At 70.2% G+C, this 20,695-nt stretch carries 13 protein-coding genes and 1 pseudogene; 10 read left to right on the top strand and 4 right to left on the bottom strand.

Annotation, left to right across the window (positions count from 1 at the left end):
* Positions 1–24 precede the first annotated feature (24 nt).
* The 10 genes and pseudogenes from ACFU95_RS07505 (at position 25) to ACFU95_RS07460 (ending at position 14,327) form a co-directional block, all read left to right on the top strand.
* Positions 25–1,023, top strand: coding sequence for a sugar phosphate isomerase/epimerase family protein (locus ACFU95_RS07505; RefSeq protein WP_383823125.1), 999 nt, complete (start codon positions 25–27; stop codon positions 1,021–1,023).
* A gap of 262 nt (positions 1,024–1,285) precedes the next feature.
* Positions 1,286–5,017 carry a ThuA domain-containing protein gene (locus tag ACFU95_RS07500; protein WP_383823123.1) on the top strand — a complete coding sequence of 1,244 codons (3,732 nt, stop codon included), beginning with the start codon at positions 1,286–1,288 and terminating at the stop codon, positions 5,015–5,017.
* An 84-nt stretch (positions 5,018–5,101) separates the two neighbouring features.
* A pseudogene (locus tag ACFU95_RS07495) lies at positions 5,102–6,238 on the top strand (inositol-3-phosphate synthase); the annotation flags it as partial.
* A 295-nt stretch (positions 6,239–6,533) separates the two neighbouring features.
* Complete coding sequence (locus ACFU95_RS07490; protein WP_383823120.1) at positions 6,534–7,535, top strand: SCO3242 family prenyltransferase; 1,002 nt, start codon at positions 6,534–6,536, stop codon at positions 7,533–7,535.
* The gene (locus ACFU95_RS07485) at positions 7,532–8,527 is read left to right on the top strand and encodes a sugar phosphate isomerase/epimerase family protein (protein WP_383823118.1); all 996 of its coding nucleotides are present in this window, start codon (positions 7,532–7,534) and stop codon (positions 8,525–8,527) included. The genes ACFU95_RS07490 and ACFU95_RS07485 overlap by 4 nt, the downstream gene beginning before the upstream one ends.
* 281 nt (positions 8,528–8,808) lie before the next feature.
* The gene (locus ACFU95_RS07480; RefSeq protein WP_383823654.1) at positions 8,809–9,504 is read left to right on the top strand and encodes an EboA domain-containing protein; all 696 of its coding nucleotides are present in this window, start codon (positions 8,809–8,811) and stop codon (positions 9,502–9,504) included.
* Complete coding sequence (locus tag ACFU95_RS07475) at positions 9,504–10,484, top strand: TatD family hydrolase (protein WP_383823115.1); 981 nt, start codon at positions 9,504–9,506, stop codon at positions 10,482–10,484. Before ACFU95_RS07480 ends, ACFU95_RS07475 begins: the two co-directional genes overlap by 1 nt.
* Before the next feature lie 3 nt (positions 10,485–10,487).
* Positions 10,488–11,711 (top strand): metabolite traffic protein EboE, encoded by a 1,224-nt coding sequence (gene eboE, locus ACFU95_RS07470; protein ID WP_383823112.1) that lies wholly within the window; start codon positions 10,488–10,490, stop codon positions 11,709–11,711.
* Entirely contained in the window at positions 11,708–13,165 is a 1,458-nt protein-coding gene (locus ACFU95_RS07465) for an alkaline phosphatase family protein (protein ID WP_383823109.1), read from the top strand. The genes eboE and ACFU95_RS07465 overlap by 4 nt, the downstream gene beginning before the upstream one ends.
* Before the next feature lie 82 nt (positions 13,166–13,247).
* Entirely contained in the window at positions 13,248–14,327 is a 1,080-nt protein-coding gene (locus tag ACFU95_RS07460; RefSeq protein WP_383823106.1) for a sugar phosphate isomerase/epimerase family protein, read from the top strand.
* A 67-nt stretch (positions 14,328–14,394) separates the two neighbouring features.
* On the opposite strand, the gene ACFU95_RS07455 is transcribed toward ACFU95_RS07460, so the two are convergent.
* The 4 genes from ACFU95_RS07455 to frc form a co-directional block, all read right to left on the bottom strand.
* Positions 14,395–15,786 (bottom strand): OFA family MFS transporter, encoded by a 1,392-nt coding sequence (locus ACFU95_RS07455; protein WP_383823103.1) that lies wholly within the window; start codon positions 15,784–15,786, stop codon positions 14,395–14,397.
* Between the two features lies 1 nt (position 15,787).
* Positions 15,788–17,173, bottom strand: a complete 1,386-nt coding sequence (locus ACFU95_RS07450; protein WP_383823099.1) for an OFA family MFS transporter — start codon at positions 17,171–17,173, stop codon at positions 15,788–15,790.
* Between the two features lie 120 nt (positions 17,174–17,293).
* Complete coding sequence (locus ACFU95_RS07445) at positions 17,294–19,438, bottom strand: acetate--CoA ligase family protein (protein WP_383823097.1); 2,145 nt, start codon at positions 19,436–19,438, stop codon at positions 17,294–17,296.
* Between the two features lie 4 nt (positions 19,439–19,442).
* Positions 19,443–20,693, bottom strand: a complete 1,251-nt coding sequence (frc, locus tag ACFU95_RS07440; RefSeq protein ID WP_383823094.1) for a formyl-CoA transferase — start codon at positions 20,691–20,693, stop codon at positions 19,443–19,445.
* Between the last annotated feature and the right edge of the window lie 2 nt (positions 20,694–20,695).

Genomic DNA, 20,695 nt, shown 5'->3' with positions numbered 1-20,695 from the left:
GCGGCCCTAGGAGGCTGACGCGCAATGCCGCGTACGTTCACGCTGTTCACCGGCCAGTGGGCCGACCTGCCGCTCGAGGAGGTCTGCCGGCTCGCCCGCGACTTCGGCTACGACGGACTCGAACTCGCCTGCTGGGGCGACCACTTCGAGGTCGACAAGGCCCTCGCGGACCCGTCGTACATCGACTCCAGGAAGGCGCTGCTCGACAAGTACGGCCTCAAGTGCTGGGCGATCTCCAACCATCTGGTCGGCCAGGCCGTCTGCGACGCCATCATCGACGAGCGCCACCAGGCCATCCTGCCGGACGAGGTGTGGGGCGACGGGGACCCCGAGGGGGTGCGAACGCGGGCCGCGGCCCGGATGAAGGACACCGCGCGAGCCGCAGCCGCCCTCGGCGTCGACACGGTGATCGGCTTCACCGGCTCCGCCATCTGGCACCTGGTCGCCATGTTCCCGCCCGTGCCCGAGTCGATGATCGAGCGCGGTTACGAGGACTTCGCGACCCGCTGGAACCCCATCCTGGACGTCTTCGACGAGGAGGGTGTGCGGTTCGCGCACGAGGTCCATCCCAGCGAGATCGCCTACGACTACTGGACGACCTGGCGGGCCCTGGAGGCCATCGGGGGCCGCCCGGCCTTCGGCCTGAACTTCGACCCCTCCCATTTCGTGTGGCAGGACCTCGACCCCGTCGGCTTCCTCTGGGACTTCCGCGACCGCATCTACCACGTCGACTGCAAGGAGGCCCGCAAACGGCTGGACGGCCGCAACGGCCGCCTCGGCTCCCATCTGCCCTGGGGTGACCCGCGCCGGGGCTGGGACTTCGTGTCGGCCGGGCACGGCGACGTCCCCTGGGAGGACGTCTTCCGGATGCTGCGCTCCATCGACTACACGGGGCCGATCTCCGTGGAGTGGGAGGACGCCGGCATGGACCGGCTCCAGGGCGCGCCCGAGGCGCTGGCCCGCCTCAAGGCGTACGACTTCGAGCCGCCCAGCGCGTCCTTCGACGCCGCGTTCAACAACTGAACCGCGCACCCGGCGCTGGTCGGGGACGGGGACCGGACGCACCGCCGGTCCCCCCTCCGACCTGCGCGAATCCCGCTTTGTCCTGTGCTGGGAGAAAGTGCAACCGAGTCTGACGCAAGGGGTGTTCGCCCCGGACGGACACGGTTACCGTCCCTGAAGTGTTCAGGACACATGCACCTCCGGGGTGACGGCGCACCCCGGCGCCCGCACCGCACGTCTTCGCACCCACCCCGTACGGCCCACCCGTTCCCGGAGGGACTTCGTGCACAGAACCAGACCCAGAAGCATCCGCACCCCCAGGCGCCCCGGACTTCGCGCCGCCGTCGCCCTGTTCACCGGCCTGCTCCTGACCGTGGGCGCCCCGGCCACCGTCGCCGGTGCCCACCCCGGCCACCCGGAACACGACGAACCGGCCGCCGCCGAGGGGCAGTTCCAGCAGGTACCCCTCGCCAAGGGCGAACCGGAGATGGGCGAGCCGATGTCGCTCGCCGTGCTCCCGAACCGCAGCGTGCTGCACACCTCGCGCGACGGCACGCTGCGCATCACCGACCAGGGCGGCGTCACCAAGGTCGCCGGCAAGATCGACGTCTACAGCCACGACGAGGAGGGTCTCCAGGGCGTCGGCATCGACCCCGACTTCGCCGACAACCGGGCGATCTACCTCTACTACGCCCCGCCCCTCGACACCCCCGCGGGCGACGCCCCGGAGACCGGCACCGCCGAGGACTTCAAGAAGTTCGACGGCGTCAACCGCCTCTCCCGCTTCGTCCTGAACGCCAACGGCACGCTGAACACGGCCAGCGAGAAGAAGGTCATCGACGTCGCGGCCTCCCGCGGCACCTGCTGCCACGTCGGCGGCGACATCGACTTCGACGCGGCCGGCAACCTCTACCTGTCGACCGGCGACGACACCAACCCCTTCGCCTCCGACGGCTACACCCCGATCGACGACCGCGAGGGCCGCAACCCCGCCTTCGACGCCCGCCGCAGCGCCGGCAACACCAACGACCTGCGCGGCAAGCTCCTGCGTATCAAGGTCGCCGAGGACGGCTCGTACACCGTCCCGGAGGGCAACCTCTTCGCCCCGGGCACGGACAAGACCCGTCCCGAGATCTACGCGATGGGCTTCCGCAACCCGTTCCGGATGAGCGTCGACGACAAGACCGGCATCGTCTACGTCGGCGACTACGGCCCCGACGCGGGCGCCGCCGACCCGAACCGGGGCCCGGGGGGACAGGTCGAGTTCGCCAAGGTCACGAAGGCCGCCAACTTCGGCTGGCCGTTCTGCACCGGCAACAACGACGCCTATGTCGACTACGACTTCGCCACCGGCGCCTCCGGCGAGAAGTTCGACTGCGCCGCCCCGAAGAACACCTCGCCGTACAACACGGGCCTGGTCGACCTGCCGCCCGCGCAGGCCGCCTGGATCCCGTACGACGGCGACTCCGTGCCCGAGTTCGGCACCGGCTCCGAGTCCCCGATGGCGGGCCCGGTCTACCGCTACGACCCCGACCTCGACTCCAAGGTGAAGTTCCCCGAGGCGTACGACGGCGACTTCTTCGCCGGTGAGTTCGGCCGCCGCTGGATCAAGCGGATCGAGCAGACCTCCGACGGATCCGACGGGTCCGTTGCGAAGATCAACGACTTTCCGTGGACCGGCACCCAGATCATGGACATGGAGTTCGGCCCCGACGGCGCGCTCTACGTCCTCGACTACGGCATCTCCTGGTTCCAGGGCGACGAGCACTCCGCGCTGTACCGCATCGAGAACGCCGAGGACGGCTTCTCGCCGATCGCCGAGGTGAGCGCCGACAAGACGTCCGGAGCGGTCGGCCTGAAGGTCACGTTCACCGGTTCCGCCAAGGACGCCGACTCCCCGGACCTCACCTACAGCTGGGACTTCGGCGACGGCACCAAGGGCGAGGGCCTCAACCCCACCCACCGGTACAGGAAGGCCGGCACCTACACCGCCACCTTCACCGCCAAGGACCCCGAGGGCAACACCGGCAACGCCAGCACCCGGATCGTGGTCGGCAACACCGAGCCCAAGGTCCGGATCGACATCCCCGGCAACGGCGCCATGGCCGAGTTCGGCAAACCCGTCCCGTTCAAGGTGACCGTCACCGACCCCGAGGAGACGATCGACTGCTCCAAGGTCAAGGTCGCCTACAGCCTCGGTCACGACTCCCACGCCCACGAGCTGACCAGCGAGATGGGCTGCCAAGGCACCCTGACCCCGCCCCCCGGTGACGGCGGTCACGACCCCAACGCCAACATCTACGGGGTCGTCGGCGCCAGCTACACCGACGGCGGGGCGAACGGCCAGGAGGCCCTCACCGGCACTGCCCGCGCCGTACTCCAGCCGCTGCACCGCCAGGGCGAGCACTTCACCACCCAGTCGGGCGTGTCGGTGATCGACAAGACCGGCGCCAACGGCGGCAAGACCGTCGGCAACATCAACGACGGCGACTGGATCTCCTTCACCCCCTACCGGTTCGACGGCCAGAAGAAGATGACCGTGCGGGCCTCCTCCGGCGGCGCGGGCGGCTTCATCGAGCTGCGCACCGGATCGCCCGAGGGGCCGCTGCACGGCTCGGCCTACATCCCGCCGACCGGCGGCTGGGAGACCTTCCAGAACGTCGACGTACCGTTGCGGTCCCTGCCCAAGAAGACCACGGAGATCTACCTGGTCTTCAAGGGCGGCGAGGGCGCGCTGTACGACGTGGACGACTTCGAGTTCTCCAAGGAGCCGTTCAGGGGCGGCAAGAAGGTCCTGGTCTTCTCCAAGACCGCCGGCTTCCGGCACGACTCCATCCCGGCGGGCATCGCCGCCCTGAAGGAGCTCGGCGGCCCGGCCGGCATCACGGTCGACGCGACCGAGGAGGCCCGGCAGTTCACCACGACCAACCTCGCCAAGTACGACGCGGTGGCGTTCCTTTCCACCACCGGTGACGTGCTGAACGCCGATCAGCAGAAGGCGTTCGAGGACTACGTGGCGGGCGGCGGCGGTTACATGGGCATCCACGCAGCCGCCGACACCGAGTACGACTGGGCGTTCTACGGCGGCCTCGTCGGCGCCTACTTCGACTCGCACCCGGCCATCCAGAAGGCCACCGTGCGTGTCGAGGACCACGACCACCCGTCGACCGCGCACCTCGGCGACGCCTGGGAGCGCACCGACGAGTGGTACAACTACCGCACCAACCCGCGTGAGCAGGCCAAGGTCCTCGCCACCCTGGACGAGACCACCTACCAGGGCGGGAACATGAAGGGCGACCACCCCATCGCCTGGTGCCAGAGCTACGGCGGCGGCCGCTCCTTCTACACCGGCGGCGGCCACACCAAGGAGTCCTACGCCGAAGAGGCGTTCCGCGCCCATCTCCTCGGCGGCCTCCAGTACGCCACCGGTCAGGTGAAGGCGGACTGCAGGCCGAGCAAGGACTACCGGAAGATCTTCAACGGCCAGACCCTGGACGGCTGGAAGCAGGCCGGCCCCGGCAAGTTCAACGTCCAGGACGGCACCGTGGAGTCCGAGGGCGGCATGGGCCTGCTCTGGTACCAGGCCAAGGAGCTGAAGTCGTACTCGCTCAAGCTCGACTGGAAGATGCGGGGCGACGACAACTCCGGGATCTTCGTGGGCTTCCCCGCCTCCGACGACCCCTGGTCCGCGGTGAACAAGGGCTACGAGATCCAGATCGACGCCACAGACGCACCCGAGCGCACCACGGGATCCGTCTACTCGTTCAAGTCGGCGAACATCAAGGCCCGTGACCAGGTTCTGCGGCCACCCGGCCAGTGGAACTCCTACGAGATCAAGGTCCGCGGCGAACGCCTCCAGGTGTTCCTCAACGGAGTCAAGATCAACGACTTCACCAACAAGGACCCCGAGCGGAGCCTGACCGACGGTCACATCGGCCTCCAGAACCATGGCGCCGACGACCAGGTCTCCTTCCGCGACATCCAGTTGAAGGAACTGCCCGTCCAGGGCGACTGAACGGCGGCGGGCGGGGGACGCCGGACCCCCGCCCGCCGTCTCCACCCCTCCCCCTCGGGTTCGCGCACGACCAGGAGGCTGCCCATGTCCGCGTCCCTCTCCCGACCGCGTGTGGGGGTGTGGCTGATCGGAGCCCGGGGCTCCGTCGCCACCACCGTCGTCACGGGGTGCGCCGCCGTCACCGCGGGACTGCATCCGCCCACCGGCATGGTGACCGAGACCTCGGCGTTCACCGACAGCGCTCTGCCCGCGCTGTCCGACCTCGTCTTCGGAGGCCACGACACCCTCGACTGCCCCCTGCCCAAACGCGCCGAGACCCTGACCGCCGGCGGTGTCCTCCCGCCCGGCATCGCCACCGCCGTCGCCGCCGAACTCGTCGCCGCCGACCGGGAGATCAGGCCCGGCGGCCCCACCCGGGGGGACACCAGAAGCGAGGCCGAACTGATCACGGCCTTCGCCGACGACATACGCGACTTCGTGCGCCGGCATGAGCTGGAGCGGGCGGTCGTGGTGAACGTCGCCTCCACGGAACCCGCGTCCGCTGGGCCCGGCGCCCCGCTGCCCGCCAGCACCCTGTACGCACTGGCGGCCCTGCGCGCGGGCTGTTCCTACGTCAACTTCACCCCCTCCGAGGGCATGCACCACCCCGTCGCCGCCCGCGAGGCCGAGCGCAGCGGACTGCCCTACGCCGGCCGGGACGGCAAGACCGGACAGACACTGCTGCGGGCCGTGCTGGGCCCGATGTTCGCGCAGCGGGCGCTGACGGTCCGGGCCTGGTCCGGCACCAACCTGCTGGGCGGCGGCGACGGCGCTGCCCTCGCCGACCCGGCCGCCGCCGCGGCGAAGAACGCCGGCAAGGAACGCGTCCTCGCCGACACCCTGGGCACGGTCCCCGAGGGCGAGGTGCACATCGACGACGTCCCGGCCCTCGGCGACTGGAAGACCGCCTGGGACCACATCGCCTTCGACGGCTTCCTCGGCACCCGCATGGTCCTCCAGACCATCTGGCAGGGCTGCGACTCGGCGCTCGCGGCACCCCTGGTACTGGACCTGGCCCGGCTCACGGCCCGCGCCCACGAGGCCGGCCTGACCGGCCCGCTCGGCGACCTCGGCTTCTACTTCAAGGACCCGGTGGGGGACGGACCGGCGAGCCTGGGCGAGCAGTACGCGACGCTGACCGGGCTGGGGGAGAGGCTCCGCCGGGCGGGCGGCGACGATGCCGTCCGGGGGACGGCGGCTCGGGGTGGGGCAACCGCCGGGGGCGCCGGACAGCACGGACCGGTGGATGAGGCTGCCGCCGGGGGTGCCGGGGGTGCCGGGGGTGCCGGGGGTGCCGGGGGTGCCGGGGGTGCCGGGGGTGCCGGGGGTGCCGGGGGTGCCGGGGGTGCCGGGGGTGCCGGGGGTGCCGGGGGTGCCGGGAGTGGCGGGGGTGCCGGGGGTGGCGGTCACCGCGAGTCCGCTGAGGAGGCTGCCACAGGGGCGGTCGGTCCGTGCGAGCCCGTTCCGGGGGAGCGCCGTGAGCCATAGCCATAGCCGTGCCTGGGCCGAACTGCTCCGGCTCCCCGCCCTTTTCACCGTCCCCGGCGACGCCCTGAGCGGTGCCGTCGCCGCTGGAGCCCGGCCCAATCCCCGCACCCTGCTCGCCATCGGTTCCTCCCTCTGTTTCTACGAGGCCGGCATGGCCCTCAACGACTGGGCGGACCGCGCCGAGGACGCCGCCGAACGCCCCCACCGCCCCCTGCCCTCCGGCCGCGTCCGGCCGTCCTCCGCCTTCACCGCGGCCTGCGTCCTGACCGCCGCCGGGCTCGGACTGGCCGCCAGGGCCGGCCGCCCCGCTCTGGCGGTGGCCGTCCCGCTGGCCGCCACCGTCTGGGCATACGACCTCGCCCTGAAGAACACTCCCGCCGGCCCCGTGGCCATGGCCGCCGCTCGTGGCCTCGACCATCTCCTCGGCGCCGCTACCACCGGCCATCCGCAAGCGGCCTTGCCCTCCGCCGCCCTCCTCGGCACCCACACCCTCGCCGTGACGACCGTCTCCCGCCGGGAGACCCAGGGCGGCACATCCCTGCCGCCCTTGGCCGCCCTCGCCGTGACGGCCGTCCTCACCCGGCTCGTGGCACGCGGCGCGAGCGGCGGCACCGAGCGAGCCGCGTCGACCGGCACCGGCACGGCTACCGGCATCGGCACGGCTACCGGCACCGGCACGGGCGCCGCCACAGGAACCAGCACCGGCGCACGCCGGACGCCGGCGCACGCCCGGGCCGGCCGCACGCTCGACGAGGCCCTGCGCATCGCGCTGGCCACCGCCTACGCCGCCTCCGCCGGCCGCCGCTATGCCCACGCCGCGCTCAACCCCTCACCGCCCCTGACCCAGCGAGCCGTCGGCGGCGGCATCCGCGCCACCATCCCGCTCCAGGCGGCGCTCGCGGCCCGCGCCGGATCCGGGCTCACCGCCTTGGCCATCGCCGCGCTCGCCCCGATCGGCAGGAAGTACGCGAAGAAGGTGAGCGTCACATGAGCCTTTGGCCCCGCCCGGCGCGGGACCCCGGCGAACCGGCCGCTCCTCGCACCCCCCTCCGCCTCGGCTACGGCACCAACGGACTCGCCGACCTCCGTCTCGACGACGCCCTCGCCCTGCTCGCCGACCTCGGCTATGACGGCGTCGGCCTGACGCTCGACCACATGCACCTCGACCCGCTCGCGCCGGACCTGGCCGCCCGCACCCGCCGCCTCGCACGACGCCTGGACGCGCTCGGCCTGGGTGTCACCGTGGAGACGGGCGCCCGCTATGTGCTCGACCCGCGCCGCAAGCACGGCCCCGGCCTGCTGGACCCCGATCCGGACGACCGTGCCCGCCGCGTCGACCTGCTGATCCGCGCCGTCCGGGTCGCCGCCGACCTCGGTGCTCATGCCGTTCACTGCTTCAGCGGCAGCACGCCCGCGGGCACCGATCCGGACACGGCCTGGGATCGTCTCGCCGATGCACTCACCCCGGTCCTGGACGCCGCCACCACCGCCGGCATCCCTCTCGCCGTCGAACCCGAACCCGGTCACCTCCTCTCCACCCTCGCCGACTTCCACCGACTCCGCCGGTACCTCGGCGACCCGGAACACCTCGGGCTGACCCTCGACATCGGCCACTGCCAATGCCTCGAACCCCTCGCTCCCGCCGCCTGCGTCCGCGCCGCCGGTCCCTGGCTGCGCCACGTCCAGATCGAGGACATGCGCCGCGGCATCCATGAGCACCTCCCGTTCGGCGACGGCGAGATCGACTTCCCACCCGTGCTCGCCGCCCTCTCCGCCACCGGCTATCAGGGCCTGACCGTCGTGGAACTGCCCCGCCACTCCCACGCGGGCCCCCATTTCGCCGAACTGTCCCTCCCGTTCCTCCGCGGCGCCGAGGCCACGGCTGCCCGATCACCGATCCCTGTCCCAGCTCCAGCTCCAGTCCCAGTCCCAGTCCCACTTCATGGCGATCCCTCCGCCACCCCTGAAGGGAGCACCTCATGACCCACCCCCGCACCACCCCGGCGACCCCGGGAGCGGACACCCGACAGCACCGAACGGGCGCCGAGGCCAGAACCGGCGCCGACAGCCGAACCGAGGTCGAAGGCAGAGCGGGCTCCGACAGCCGAGCCGAGGTCGAAGGCAGAGCGGACGCGGAGAGCCGAACCGACGAGGAGGGCAGACCTGGCTCGGACACCAGGGCCGCCGGAACCGGGGGAAGACCCGGCTCGGACATCCGAGGGGGCGTCGCCGGCAGAACGGGCGGCGCAGACCGGCCAGATGCCGTGCACGCGCCGGACACCCGAGGCGGACCCCTGTCCCTCGCCCTCACCGCACCCGCCGACCTGCGCGGCCACCTCGCCGCCCAACTCGGTACGGCCGCCCGCGGCTGGCTCCACCGGGCCCTGGACGAGGCCGCCGCGCATCCTGGCACCCACGGGCCCATCTCCGTCTGGGAATTGCGCATCGCCGAGGCCGGCCGCCGCTGTGGTGCCGAGCACGCCGACGCCGCCCGCGTTCTCATCCTGCACGCGGCCCACGCCGACGTGGACGCTGTCACCCGCGTCTACTTCCAGGGCACCGCCGCCGAACGCCGCGCCGTCCTGCACGCGCTGCCCCACCTCGTCCCCGGCCCCGACGCCCTCCCGCTCGTCGAGGACGCCCTGCGCACCAACGACACACGACTCCTCGCCGCCGCCGTCGGCCCTTACGCCGCCCGGCACCTCGACTCCCACCAGTGGCGCCACGCGGTCCTGAAGTGCCTGTTCACCGGTGTGCCGGTCGACGCCGTGGCCGAGCTGGACCGCCGCGCACACCGCGACGCCGAACTCGCCCGGATGCTCGCCGACTACGCCGACGAACGCACCGCCGCGGGTCGCCCCGTCCCCGAAGACCTGCACCGCGTCCTGACCCTGACCGACCCCACAGCCACTCCGCCGGCCCCCCGGGGCATCCGCGGCACCGACGGCAAGGAGTCCTGATGCGTCTCTTCGACCCCCACATCCACATGACGTCTCGGACCACCGACGACTACGAGGCCATGCATGCCGCCGACATCCGCGCCGTCGTAGAGCCATCCTTCTGGCTCGGTCAACCCCGCACCTCTGTCGCCTCGTTCCTCGACTACTTCGATTCCCTTCTCGGCTGGGAGCCCTTCCGGGCCGCCCAGCACGGCATCGCCCACCACTGCACGCTCGCCCTCAATCCCAAGGAGGCGAACGACCCGCGCTGTGCCCCCGTCCTCGACGAACTGCCCCGCTATCTCGTCAAGGACCAGGTCGTCGCCGTCGGTGAGATCGGCTATGACTCGATGACCCCCGCCGAGGACACGGCCCTCGGCGCCCAGCTCCAGCTGGCCGCCGACCACGAACTGCCCGCGCTCGTCCACACGCCGCACCGCGACAAGCTCGCGGGCCTGCGCCGCACTCTCGACGTCGTCCGGGAGTCCGCTCTGCCCCCGGGCCACGTCCTGGTCGACCACCTCAACGAGACGACGGTGAAGGAGGCCAAGGACAGCGGCTGCTGGCTCGGCTTCTCCGTCTATCCCGACACCAAGATGGACGAGGAGCGGATGGTCGCGATCCTCCGCGAGTACGGAACCGAGCGAGTGCTGGTGAACTCCGCCGCCGACTGGGGCAAGAGCGATCCCCTGAAGACCCGCAAGGTCGCCGACCTGATGCTGGCCGAAGGCTTCGACCCGGACGACATCGATCTCGTGCTGTGGCGCAACCCGGTCGCCTTCTACGGACTCAGCGGCCGCCTCAACCTCGACTTCGCGTCGCCGCAGGCGACCCATGAGGGCAACTCCATCCTCCGCGGTGCTCCGAAAGACCCGCAACAATCGGCCGACCCGGACAGAGACCCCCAAGAATCGGCCGACGCACCCAGGGAGTCGGACGAATCGGCGGGCGCACCGAGAGAGTGGGCCGACCCGGCCGGTGCACCGGCCACGGGGGCGTGAGCCATGCGCTTCCGCCACCCCGACGGCTCCACCGTCCACCTCGCCTACTGCACCAACGTCCACCCGGCCGAGACCCTCGACGGTGTCCTCGCCCAGCTCCGGGACCACTGCGAGCCCGTCCGCCGACGGCTCGGCCGCGACCGCCTCGGCATCGGCCTGTGGCTCGCCAGGGACGCCGCCCATGCCCTTGTCTCCGACCCGTCCGCCCTGCGCGGCCTGCGCACCGAACTCGACCGACGCGGCCTTGAGGTCGTCACCCTCAACGGCTTCCCGTACGAGGGCTTTGGTGCCGAAGAGGTCAAGTACCGCGTCTACAAGCCGGACTGGGCCGATCCCGAGCGCCTCGACCACACCACCGCCCTGGCCCGCGTCCTCGCCGGACTCCTCCCCGACGACGTCACCCAAGGCAGCATCTCCACCCTGCCCCTCGCCTGGCGCACCGCCTACGACGAGCGCCGAGCCGAGACCGCCCGTACCGCTCTCCGCACCCTCGCCGAACGCCTCGACGCCCTGGAGGAGCTGACCGGCCGCGACATCCGCGTCGGCCTCGAACCCGAACCCGGCTGCACCGTCGAGACCACGGGCGACGCCATCGCCCCGCTCGCGGCGATCGGCCACGACCGCATCGGCATCTGCGTAGACACCTGCCACCTCGCCACTTCCTTCGAAGATCCGCACACCGCCCTGGACGCGCTGGCCGAAGCCCGCGTCCCTGTCGTCAAGTCCCAGCTCTCAGCCGCCCTGCATGCCGAACACCCCCATCTCCCCGACGTCCGCGAGGCTCTCGCCGCCTTCGACGAACCCCGCTTCCTGCACCAGACCCGCACCTGCCCCCCTCCCGACTCCGGCCGAAGGGGAGGGGCCCTCACCGCCGGCGGGCCCCCCGTCGCCGCCGGGCTGCGCGGCACCGACGACCTCGGCGAGGCGCTCAAGGGCGACGCCCTGCCCGACGCCTCTCCGTGGCGGGCCCACTTCCACGTCCCACTCCACGCGGCACCCGCCGCGCCGCTCACCTCCACACTCTCCGTCCTCCAGTCCGCACTGACCCGGCTCGTCGGCGGCCCGCGTCCCCTCACCCGCCACCTCGAGGTCGAGACCTACACCTGGCAGGCGCTACCGGCCGAGCTGCGGCCCCGCGCCCGCAGCCGGCTCGCCGACGGCATCGCCGCCGAACTCACCCTCGCCCGCGATCTGTTGACGGACCTCGGACTGAAGGAGCTGCCATGACCGAGCAACCGGATCCGGTAGTCCCGGCCGCCGCGCCGCGCGGTCGCCCAGGCTTGCGAGCCGATGCCACCGCCGGGCGCCGGCCCACCCCTCTCCTCGTCCTCGACGTCGTCGGTCTCACCCCCCGTCTCCTCGACCACATGCCGCACCTCAAGCGCCTCGCCCAGTCCGGCTCCCGGGCGCCGCTCGGCACCGTCCTGCCCGCCGTCACCTGCGCCGCCCAGTCCACCTTCCTCACCGGCACCCACCCTTCGGAGCACGGCATCGTCGGCAACGGCTGGTACTTCCGTGACCTCGGCGACGTACTCCTGTGGCGCCAGCACAACGGACTGGTCGCCGGCGACAGACTCTGGGACGCCGCCCGCCGCGCGCACCCCGGCTACACCGTCGCCAACATCTGCTGGTGGTACGCCATGGGCGCCGACACCGACATCACCGTCACCCCCCGCCCGATCTACTACTCCGACGGGCGCAAGGAGCCCGACTGCTACACCCGGCCGCCCGACCTGCACGACGAACTCACCGAGAAGCTGGGCACCTTCCCGCTCTTCCATTTCTGGGGTCCCGGCGCCGACCTCGTCTCCAGCCGCTGGATCATCGACGCCACGCGCCACATCATGCGCACGCGCCACCCCGACCTGACCCTGTGCTACCTCCCTCATCTCGACTACGACCTACAGCGCTTCGGTCCAGACGACCCGCGCTCGCTCGAAGCGGCCGCCGAGCTGGACGGCGCCATGGCCCCGCTGCTGGACGACGCACGCGCCGAGGGCCGTACCGTCGTCGCGCTGTCCGAGTACGGCATCACCCGCGTGAGCCGTCCCGTCGACATCAACCGCGCCCTGCGGCGGGCAGGCCTGCTGGAAGTGCACACCCAGGACGGCATGGAGTACCTCGACCCGATGGCGTCACGTGCCTTCGCGGTCGCCGACCATCAGATCGCCCACGTCTACGTACGCCGGCCGGAAGACCTCGACGCGACCCGGGCCGCACTGGACGGACTACCCGGCATCGAGCAACTCCTCGACGACGAGGGCAAGAAGGCCCACCATCTCGACCATCCGCGCTCCGGCGAGCTTGTCGCCGTCGCGGAGCCAGACGCCTGGTTCACGTACTACTACTGGCTGGACGACGCCCGCGCGCCCGACTTCGCGCGACTCGTCGAGATCCATCGCAAACCCGGCTACGACCCGGTCGAACTCTTCATGGATCCCCTCGACCCCTACGTCAAGGTCAAGGCCGCGACCGCGCTCGCCCGCAAGAAACTCGGCATGCGTTACCGCATGGCGGTCGTGCCGCTGGATCCCTCACCTATTCGCGGCAGCCATGGCCGCATTCCCGTGAGCGACGACGACGGTCCGCTCCTCATCTGCTCCACCCCCCGCGCTGTCGGCGACCGCGTCGCGGCCACCGATGTGAAGTCACTGCTGCTCCAACTCGCCGGTCTCGGCTGAGTGGTCAGCCCGCTCAGTCCGACAGATCACAAGTGAAGCACTCACCACTGACAACGGCCTTCGATCACAGGGAGTTCCAGGCATGAGCCGCTTTTCCCAGACGGATCCCGAACTCACTCACCGCCTCAGCAGACGAGGCATGCTCGGCGTGGCTGCGGGCACCACGGCCGCCGCCCTGCTGGGGGCCGCCGCAGCCACCGCGACCGCCGCCCCCGGCACCACGTCCGCTCCCGGCACCGGCACGTCCGCCTCCGACGCGTCCTCCCGCGGCGCCGGCCGTGGCCGCCCCGTCCTCCCACCCGGCCGCCTCGGCATTCAGCTATACAGCCTGCGCGACAAGGTCTCCACGCTCGGCTTCGCCCCCGTCTTCGCCGAGTTGGAGAAATACGGCTACGACGAGGTCGAGTTCGCCGGATACACCCAGGGCTCGGCAGGCCCGATCACCCTCGCGCAGCTGAAGCGGCTGGCCCGGAGCCATGGCCTGAACCCGATCGGCAGCCACGTCGGCTACTACTCCAACGATCCGGGCGCCTACACCTTCGCCCAGAACCTCACCAAGGTCCTCGACGACGCCCAGGCCCTCGGCCTCAAGCACATAGGAACCGCCTCCGGGCCGTTCCGCTACGGCTCCACCGTCGACGCCTGGAAGCGTGCGGCCGAGGAGTTCAACACCTACGGCGCGGCGGCCAAGGCGCGCGGGATGAAGTTCTACCAGCACAACCATTCCGAGGAGTTCTCCTTCGCCACCGACAACCCCAGGGTCCGCCTCTACGACGTGCTGCTCGCCGAGACCGACCCCGACCTCGTCTACCTGGAGATGGACATCTTCTGGGCGTACTCGGGCCAGTTCCGGTTCTCGAAGCGGCCCGACGGATCAGCCGCCCCCTTCGAGCCGTTGGACTACGTACGGAAGCAGCCGCACCGCTACCCCCTGTTCCACGTCAAGGACGGTGTGAGCGACCCGACCAACCAGTATGGCTACGACATGGTCGACGTCGGCGACGGCGACATCGACTACAAGCGGTTCATCTCCGCTGTGACCAAGCTGCGCGGACAGCGGTTCGCCCACCACTGGCAGGCGGAACACGACAATCCGACGGAGTCCTTGACGTTCGCACGCCGTTCGAGCCAGCACCTGCACTCGCTGCGGGAGAAGTGCTGACGGTCCGCGCACGGACATGAGGAGGCCCTCCCCGCTCCGGGGAGGGCCTCCTCACATGCGCGACCCGTCAGCGCGCGGGACGTGGGGCTGCCACGCTACGGCCCGGCTGTCGCAGCAGCAGCGCGATCGCCGCCGCCACCAACGACACGCCACCGGCCAGCGCGTACGCGCCGTCATAGCCCCAGGCCGCGACCACCATGGAGCCCAGACCGCCGCCGAACAGGCCGCTGATCAGCTTGCCGCTGTAGACCAGGCCGTAGTTGGTGGCGTTGTAGTTCTCCCCGAAGTAGTCCGGGGTGAGCGCCGCGAACAGCGGGTAGAACGCGCCGCCGCCGAAGCCGGAGAGGAAGGCGAAGAACAGGAACAGCCACTCACTCCTGAGGTCGCCCGCCCAGATCACACCGAACTGGGCGAGGCCCAGCACGACGATCACGAACACCAGCGTCGACCTGCGGCCCCACCGGTCGGACAACCAGCCCACGACACCGCGGCCGATGCCGTTGATGACCGCCATCAAGCCCATCGACGACGCCGCGACCAGCGGGCCGAAGCCCACCTCCTTGGCGTAGTCGACCTGGAAGGAGATACCGAAGATCGACACCCCGGCGGTCAGGACGACGGACAGCCACATCAGGGGCAGCATGCCGGTCCTGATGGCTTCCTTCGGCGTGTACTGCTTCACCGCCGGGGGGTTCTTGGCGAGGCTCGTCGCGTTCTTCGGGTCGCCCGAGTACGTCAGCGGATCGACCTGCGCGGGCCACCAGTTCTTCGGGGGGTCCTTGAAGAAGAACGCGCATCCCACGACGACGATCATGATGTAGCAGCCGATCAGGTCCAGCACCCGGTGGTAGTTCGCGGTGTCGAACCCGTAGTTGAAGATGAAGATGAACGGCAGCGATCCGTACGCGAACCCGCCATTGACGAACCCGGTCCGGGCGCCGCGCCGCTCGGGGAACCACTTGCCGACCATGTTGATGCAGGTCGCGTAGATCAGGCCGGCGCCGATGCCGCCGATGACGCCGAAGCCGAGGATCGCGAGCCAGACGTTGTCCAGGTGCGACAGGGCGAGGAACCCCAGCAGGCACAGGCCGGAGCCGATGTACATGGCCGTGCGGGCCGTCAGGATGCCCTTCTCCCGCAGCCAGCCCGCCGGGAAGGCGACACCGGCCTGGAAGAACACCCAGACACTGAGAATCCAGAACGTGTTGCTCTGCGTCCAGCCATGCGCCTGGGACAGGGTGTCCTCCGCAGAGCCGTACGCGTATTCGAAGACGCTGATGGCCATCATGGCGATCCACGGGAGATACACCATGATCTTGCGGGAGTGGCCGAGGATGTCGCGGTCGGTCTCGCCGACCCGGTAGACGCGCCCGCGCGCGTCGGTCACCTCACGGTAGGGACGGTGTGCGGCGTCGGATGGTGCGGACGAATCGCTTGCTGCGTACGGATCTGCCGTCATGTCAGGCCGTGTCCTCGCCGAGCGGTTGGGGGTTGGCGGCGATGCGCGTTTCCTTGTCGCGTCCCGGTGGGCTGAGGAACACCGCGACGCACCCGGCGAAGAGCGAGATGGAGCCGGCCAGGATGAAGGCACCGGAGTGTCCCCAGGCGCCGACGACGACGGCACCCATGCCCGCGCCCAGACCCGAGACGAGCTTGGCGCTGTAGACCATGCCGTAGTTGGACGCGTTGTTGTTCTCGCCGAAGTAGTCGGCGGTGAGCGCGGCGAACATCGGGAAGATCGCGCCGCCGCCGAAGCCGGAGATCGAGGAGAAGATCAGGAACAGCGGAAGGTTCTTGGCCTCCGCCGACCAGAGGATGCCGTACTGGGAGAGGCCCAGGATGACGCACACGACGAGCAGGCACCGTTTGCGGCCGTAGAGGTCGGAGAGCCAGCCGATGACACCGCGGCCGGTGCCGTTGACGATCGCCTTCAGGGACATGGCCGTGGCGACGATCCCGCCCGCGAATCCGGCCTCCTCGCCGATGTCCACCTGGAAGGCGATACCGAAGATGTTCACGCCGGACGTGCAGGCCAGACAGAACCACATCAGAGCCACCCGGCCGGTCTTCCACGCCTCCTTGGGGGAGTACTGGCGGACCGCCGGCGGGTTCATCCGCATCGAGCGGGCCGCGCGCGGGTCGTTCGGCGGGTTGAGCGGGTCGATCGCGGACGGCCACCAGTTCTTCGGCGGGTCCCTGAAGAAGTAGCCGGAGCAGGCGACGATCCCGGCCAGGAACACGCCCACCGAGACCAGCACCCAGCGGAAGTTGGTCAGGTCCATGTAGCCGTTGAAGAGGAAGACGAACGGCACCGATCCGTAGGCGAAACCGCCGTTGACGAAGCCGGTCTTGCCGCCCTTGCGCTCCGGATACCACTTGCCGACCATGTTGACGCAGGTGGCGTACACCATGCCCGCGCCCATGCCGCTGAACATGCTGAAGCCGATGTAGGCGAAGACGACATGCGGCGCGAACGCCAGCGACAGGTAGCCCAGCAAGGTGCCCGTCGCGCCGCACATCATCGCCCAGCGGGCCGGCAGCTTTCCGCTCTCCCGCAGCTTGCCCGCGGGGAAGGCCACCGCGGCCTGGAAGAAGACCCAGACGGTCATCATCCAGAAGATGTGCATGCTGTTCCAGCTGTGCGCGGTGTGCAGGGTGTCCTCTGCCGACGCGAACGCGTACTCGGCGGAGGAGATGCCCATCATGCCGACCCAGGGCAGGATCACCATCCACTTGCGTTTGCGCCCCATGATGTCGATGTCGGACTCACCGACGCGATAGACGCGTCCGTTCTTGTCGGTCACCTCCCGATAGGCGGCGACCCGTGGAACATCGGTAGTTGTCACGTTAGTTGCACCCCTTGCGTCGAAAGTTCTGGCCAGCGCCCCCTGTCCAATGCCTTTCGTGTGCGCACGGGTCCCGGGGCCGGCCGACGCGCACCGTCGGCCGACCCGCGCCCACTCACCTCATGAACCGCCCCCCAACACCCCCGCCGCCCGGGCCCAGCGGTACTTCGCGCCGAGCACGGCCACCGGCTTCTCGGTCGTGTACGGGTACGCCACGACCCCCCGCTCGTACAGGTACTGGCAGGCATCCTCGACCTCGACGTCGCCCGCGAGCGACGCGACCACGGGCTTCTCGATGCCGCGCTCGCGGAATTCGGCCACCACGCGCGCGGTGAGCTCCGCGAAGACCATCGGGGGAGTGACGATCGTGTGCCAGTAGCCCAGGACCAGCGCGTGGATGCGCGGATCCTCCAGACCGAGCCGGATCGTCGCCTCGTACGTCGACGGCGGCTCGCCGCCCGTGATGTCCACCGGGTTGCCCGCGGCCCCGAAGGGCGGGATGAACTTCCGGAACGCCTCGTCCAGGTCCGGCGGGATCTCCATCAGGGACAGGCCGTTGTCGGTCACGGCGTCCGACAGCAGTACGCCGCTGCCGCCGGCCCCCGTGATGATCACGATGTTGTCGCCCTTGGGGGCGGGAAGCACCGGCAACGCGCGTGCGTACTCCAGCATTTCGTTCAGCCCCGGCGCCCGGATGACGCCGGCCTGCTTCAGGATGTCCTCGTACACGGCGTCGTCACCGGCCAGGGCACCCGTGTGCGAGCCTGCCGCCTTCGCGCCCGCCGCCGTACGTCCCGCCTTCAGCACCACGACCGGCTTCTTCGGTACGGTCGCCCGCGCGGCCTCGACGAAGGCACGCCCGTCCTTGATGTCCTCCAGGTGCATGGCGATGCACTCGGTGTGCGGATCCTCACCGAACCAGGTCAGCAGGTCGTCCTCGTCCAGGTCCGACTTGTTGCCGAGGCCCACGATCGCCGAGACGCCCGTCTTGGTCGTCCGCGCGAAGCCCAGGATGGCCATCCCGATGCCGCCGGACTGCGACGTCAGCGCCACCCCGCCCTTGACGTCGTACGGCGTGCAGAACGTGGCACACAGGTCCTGCCAGGTCGAGTAGTAGCCGTAGATGTTCGGCCCGAGCAGCCGGACGCCGTGCCGCTCGGCGATCTCCACGATCTCCGCCTGGAGTTCGTGCTCGCCGGTCTCCGCGAACCCGGAGGGGATCAGTACGGCGTTCGGGATCTTCTTGCGTCCCACCTCCTCCAGGGCCGAGGCCACGAACTTGGCGGGGATAGCGAAGACCGCCACATCCACCTCACCGGGAACGTCCGTGACACTCTTGTACGCCTTGCGGCCCAGAATGTCATCGGCCTTGGGGTTCACCGGATGGATGTCCCCGGCGAAACCACCGTCGATGAGGTTGCGCATGACCGAATTGCCGATCTTGCCCTGCTCGTTGGAGGCGCCGATGACGGCGACCGACGACGGCTCCATCAGCCGGCGCATGGAGGTGAGGATCTCGTCGCGCGAGTAGCGGCGGCGTGGCTTCGCGGGCGCCTCGGAGAGGATCACGCGGATGTCGGCCGCGACCGCCCCCTCCACGGTCGCGATCACCGGGTTGAGGTCCACCTCGGCTATCTCCGGGAAGTCCGCGACGAGCTGTGAGACACGGCGGATCTGCTCGGCGATGGCCCACCGGTCCACGGCCGCCTGGCCGCGTACCCCGTGCAGGATCTCCGCGGCCCGGATCGAGTCCAGCATGGACAGCGCCTCGTCGGCGGTCACGGGAGCGAGCCGGAAGGTGATGTCCTTGAGGACCTCGACGAGCACCCCGCCGAGCCCGAAGGCCACGACCTTGCCGAACGTCGGGTCGGTGACGGCTCCGACGATGACCTCCTGCCCCTGCGGGAGGAGTTCCTGGACCTGCACGCCCTCGATACGGGCATCCGCGTTGTACGCGCGCGCGTTGTCGATGATCTTGTGGAACGCGGCCCGCACGTCCGTCGCGCCCTCGACACCCACGATCACGCCGCCGGCGTCGGTCTTGTGGAGGATGTCCGGCGAGACGATCTTCATCACCACGGGCCCGCCGAATCGCGCCGCGTACGCCACCGCCTCGTCGACGTCCGTCGCGAGCTCCTCGCCCGGTACGGCGATCCCGTACGCGTCGGCGATCACCTTGCCCTCGGGCGCGGTCAGCGCCGTGCGTCCCTCCGTCCGCACGGAGTCGAGGAGCGTCCGCACCCTCAGGACGCGGTCTTCGGCCATCACGTCAGATCACTCCGTTCGTCTTGAGCAGGCGCAGCTCCTCGTCGCCGAGGCCGAGCTCGCCGATGTAGACCTCTTCGTTGTGCTCGCCCAGCAGCGGTGAACTGGACACCTCGACGGGGGAGTCGGAGAGCTTGAGCGGGTTGCCGACCGTCACGAACTCGCCGCGCTCGGGGTGCGGCACGGTGACCACCATCTCGTTGGCGACCAGCGAGGAGTCCTCGATGATCTCCTTGGTGGACAGGATCGGCCCGCACGGGATGTTGTGCGCGTTGAGCCGCTCCAGCACCTTCCACTTGGGCAGCGTCGAGGACCATTCCTCGATCAGCTGGAACATCTTGTTCAGCTTGGGCAGCCTGGCCTCCGGCGTCGCCCACTCGGGGTCCTCGGCGAGTTCGGGCCGGCCGATCAGCTCGCTCATCGGCTTCCAGCCGACGGGCTGCACGATCACGTACACGTAGTCGTTGGGGCCGCCCGGCGCGCACTTGACCGCCCAGCCGGGCTGACCGCCGCCGGACGCGTTTCCCGAGCGGGGAACTTCCGTGCCGAAGTCCTCGTTCGGATATTCAGCAAGCGGCCCATGTGCCAGGCGCTGCTGGTCCCTCAGCTTCACCCGGCACAGGTTGAGTACAGCGTGCTGCATGGCCACGTTGACCCGCTGCCCACGCCCGGTGTTCTCGCGCTGGAACAGAGCCGCGAGAATCCCCGCGACGGCGTGCACACCCGTCCCCGAGTCCCCGATCTGGGCCCCGGTCGCCAGCGGCGGCCCGTCCTCGAAACCGGTGGTCGACATCGACCCGCCCATGGCCTGCGCGACGACCTCGTACGCCTTGAAGTTGGTGTACGGGCCGTCGCCGAACCCCTTGATGGAGGCATAGACGATACGCGGATTGATCTCCTGTATGCGGTCCCAGGTGAAGCCCATCCGATCGACCGCGCCCGGTCCGAAGTTCTCGACCATGACGTCGGAACGCCGGATCAGCTCGGTGAGGATCTCCTTGCCGCGCTCGGTCTTGGTGTTGAGGGTGATGCTCCGCTTGTTGCAGTTGAGCATCGTGAAATAGAGGGAGTCGACGTCCGGGACGTCACGCAACTGCTTGCGCGTGATGTCTCCGGTCGGCGCCTCCAGCTTGACGACGTCCGCGCCGAGCCAGGCGAGCAGCTGGGTCGCGGAGGGACCGGACTGGACGTGGGTCATGTCCAGGACGCGGATGCCTTCGAGAGCCTTGGGCGGAGTACCCGTCGTGCCGGTCATGC

The sequence above is a fragment of the Streptomyces sp. NPDC057623 genome (assembly GCF_042800355.1).
In the GTDB taxonomy this organism is placed as follows: Bacteria; Actinomycetota; Actinomycetes; order Streptomycetales; family Streptomycetaceae; genus Streptomyces.
Note: the sequence above shows the minus strand (reverse complement) of the source record. Positions and strands in the feature narration are given on the sequence as shown.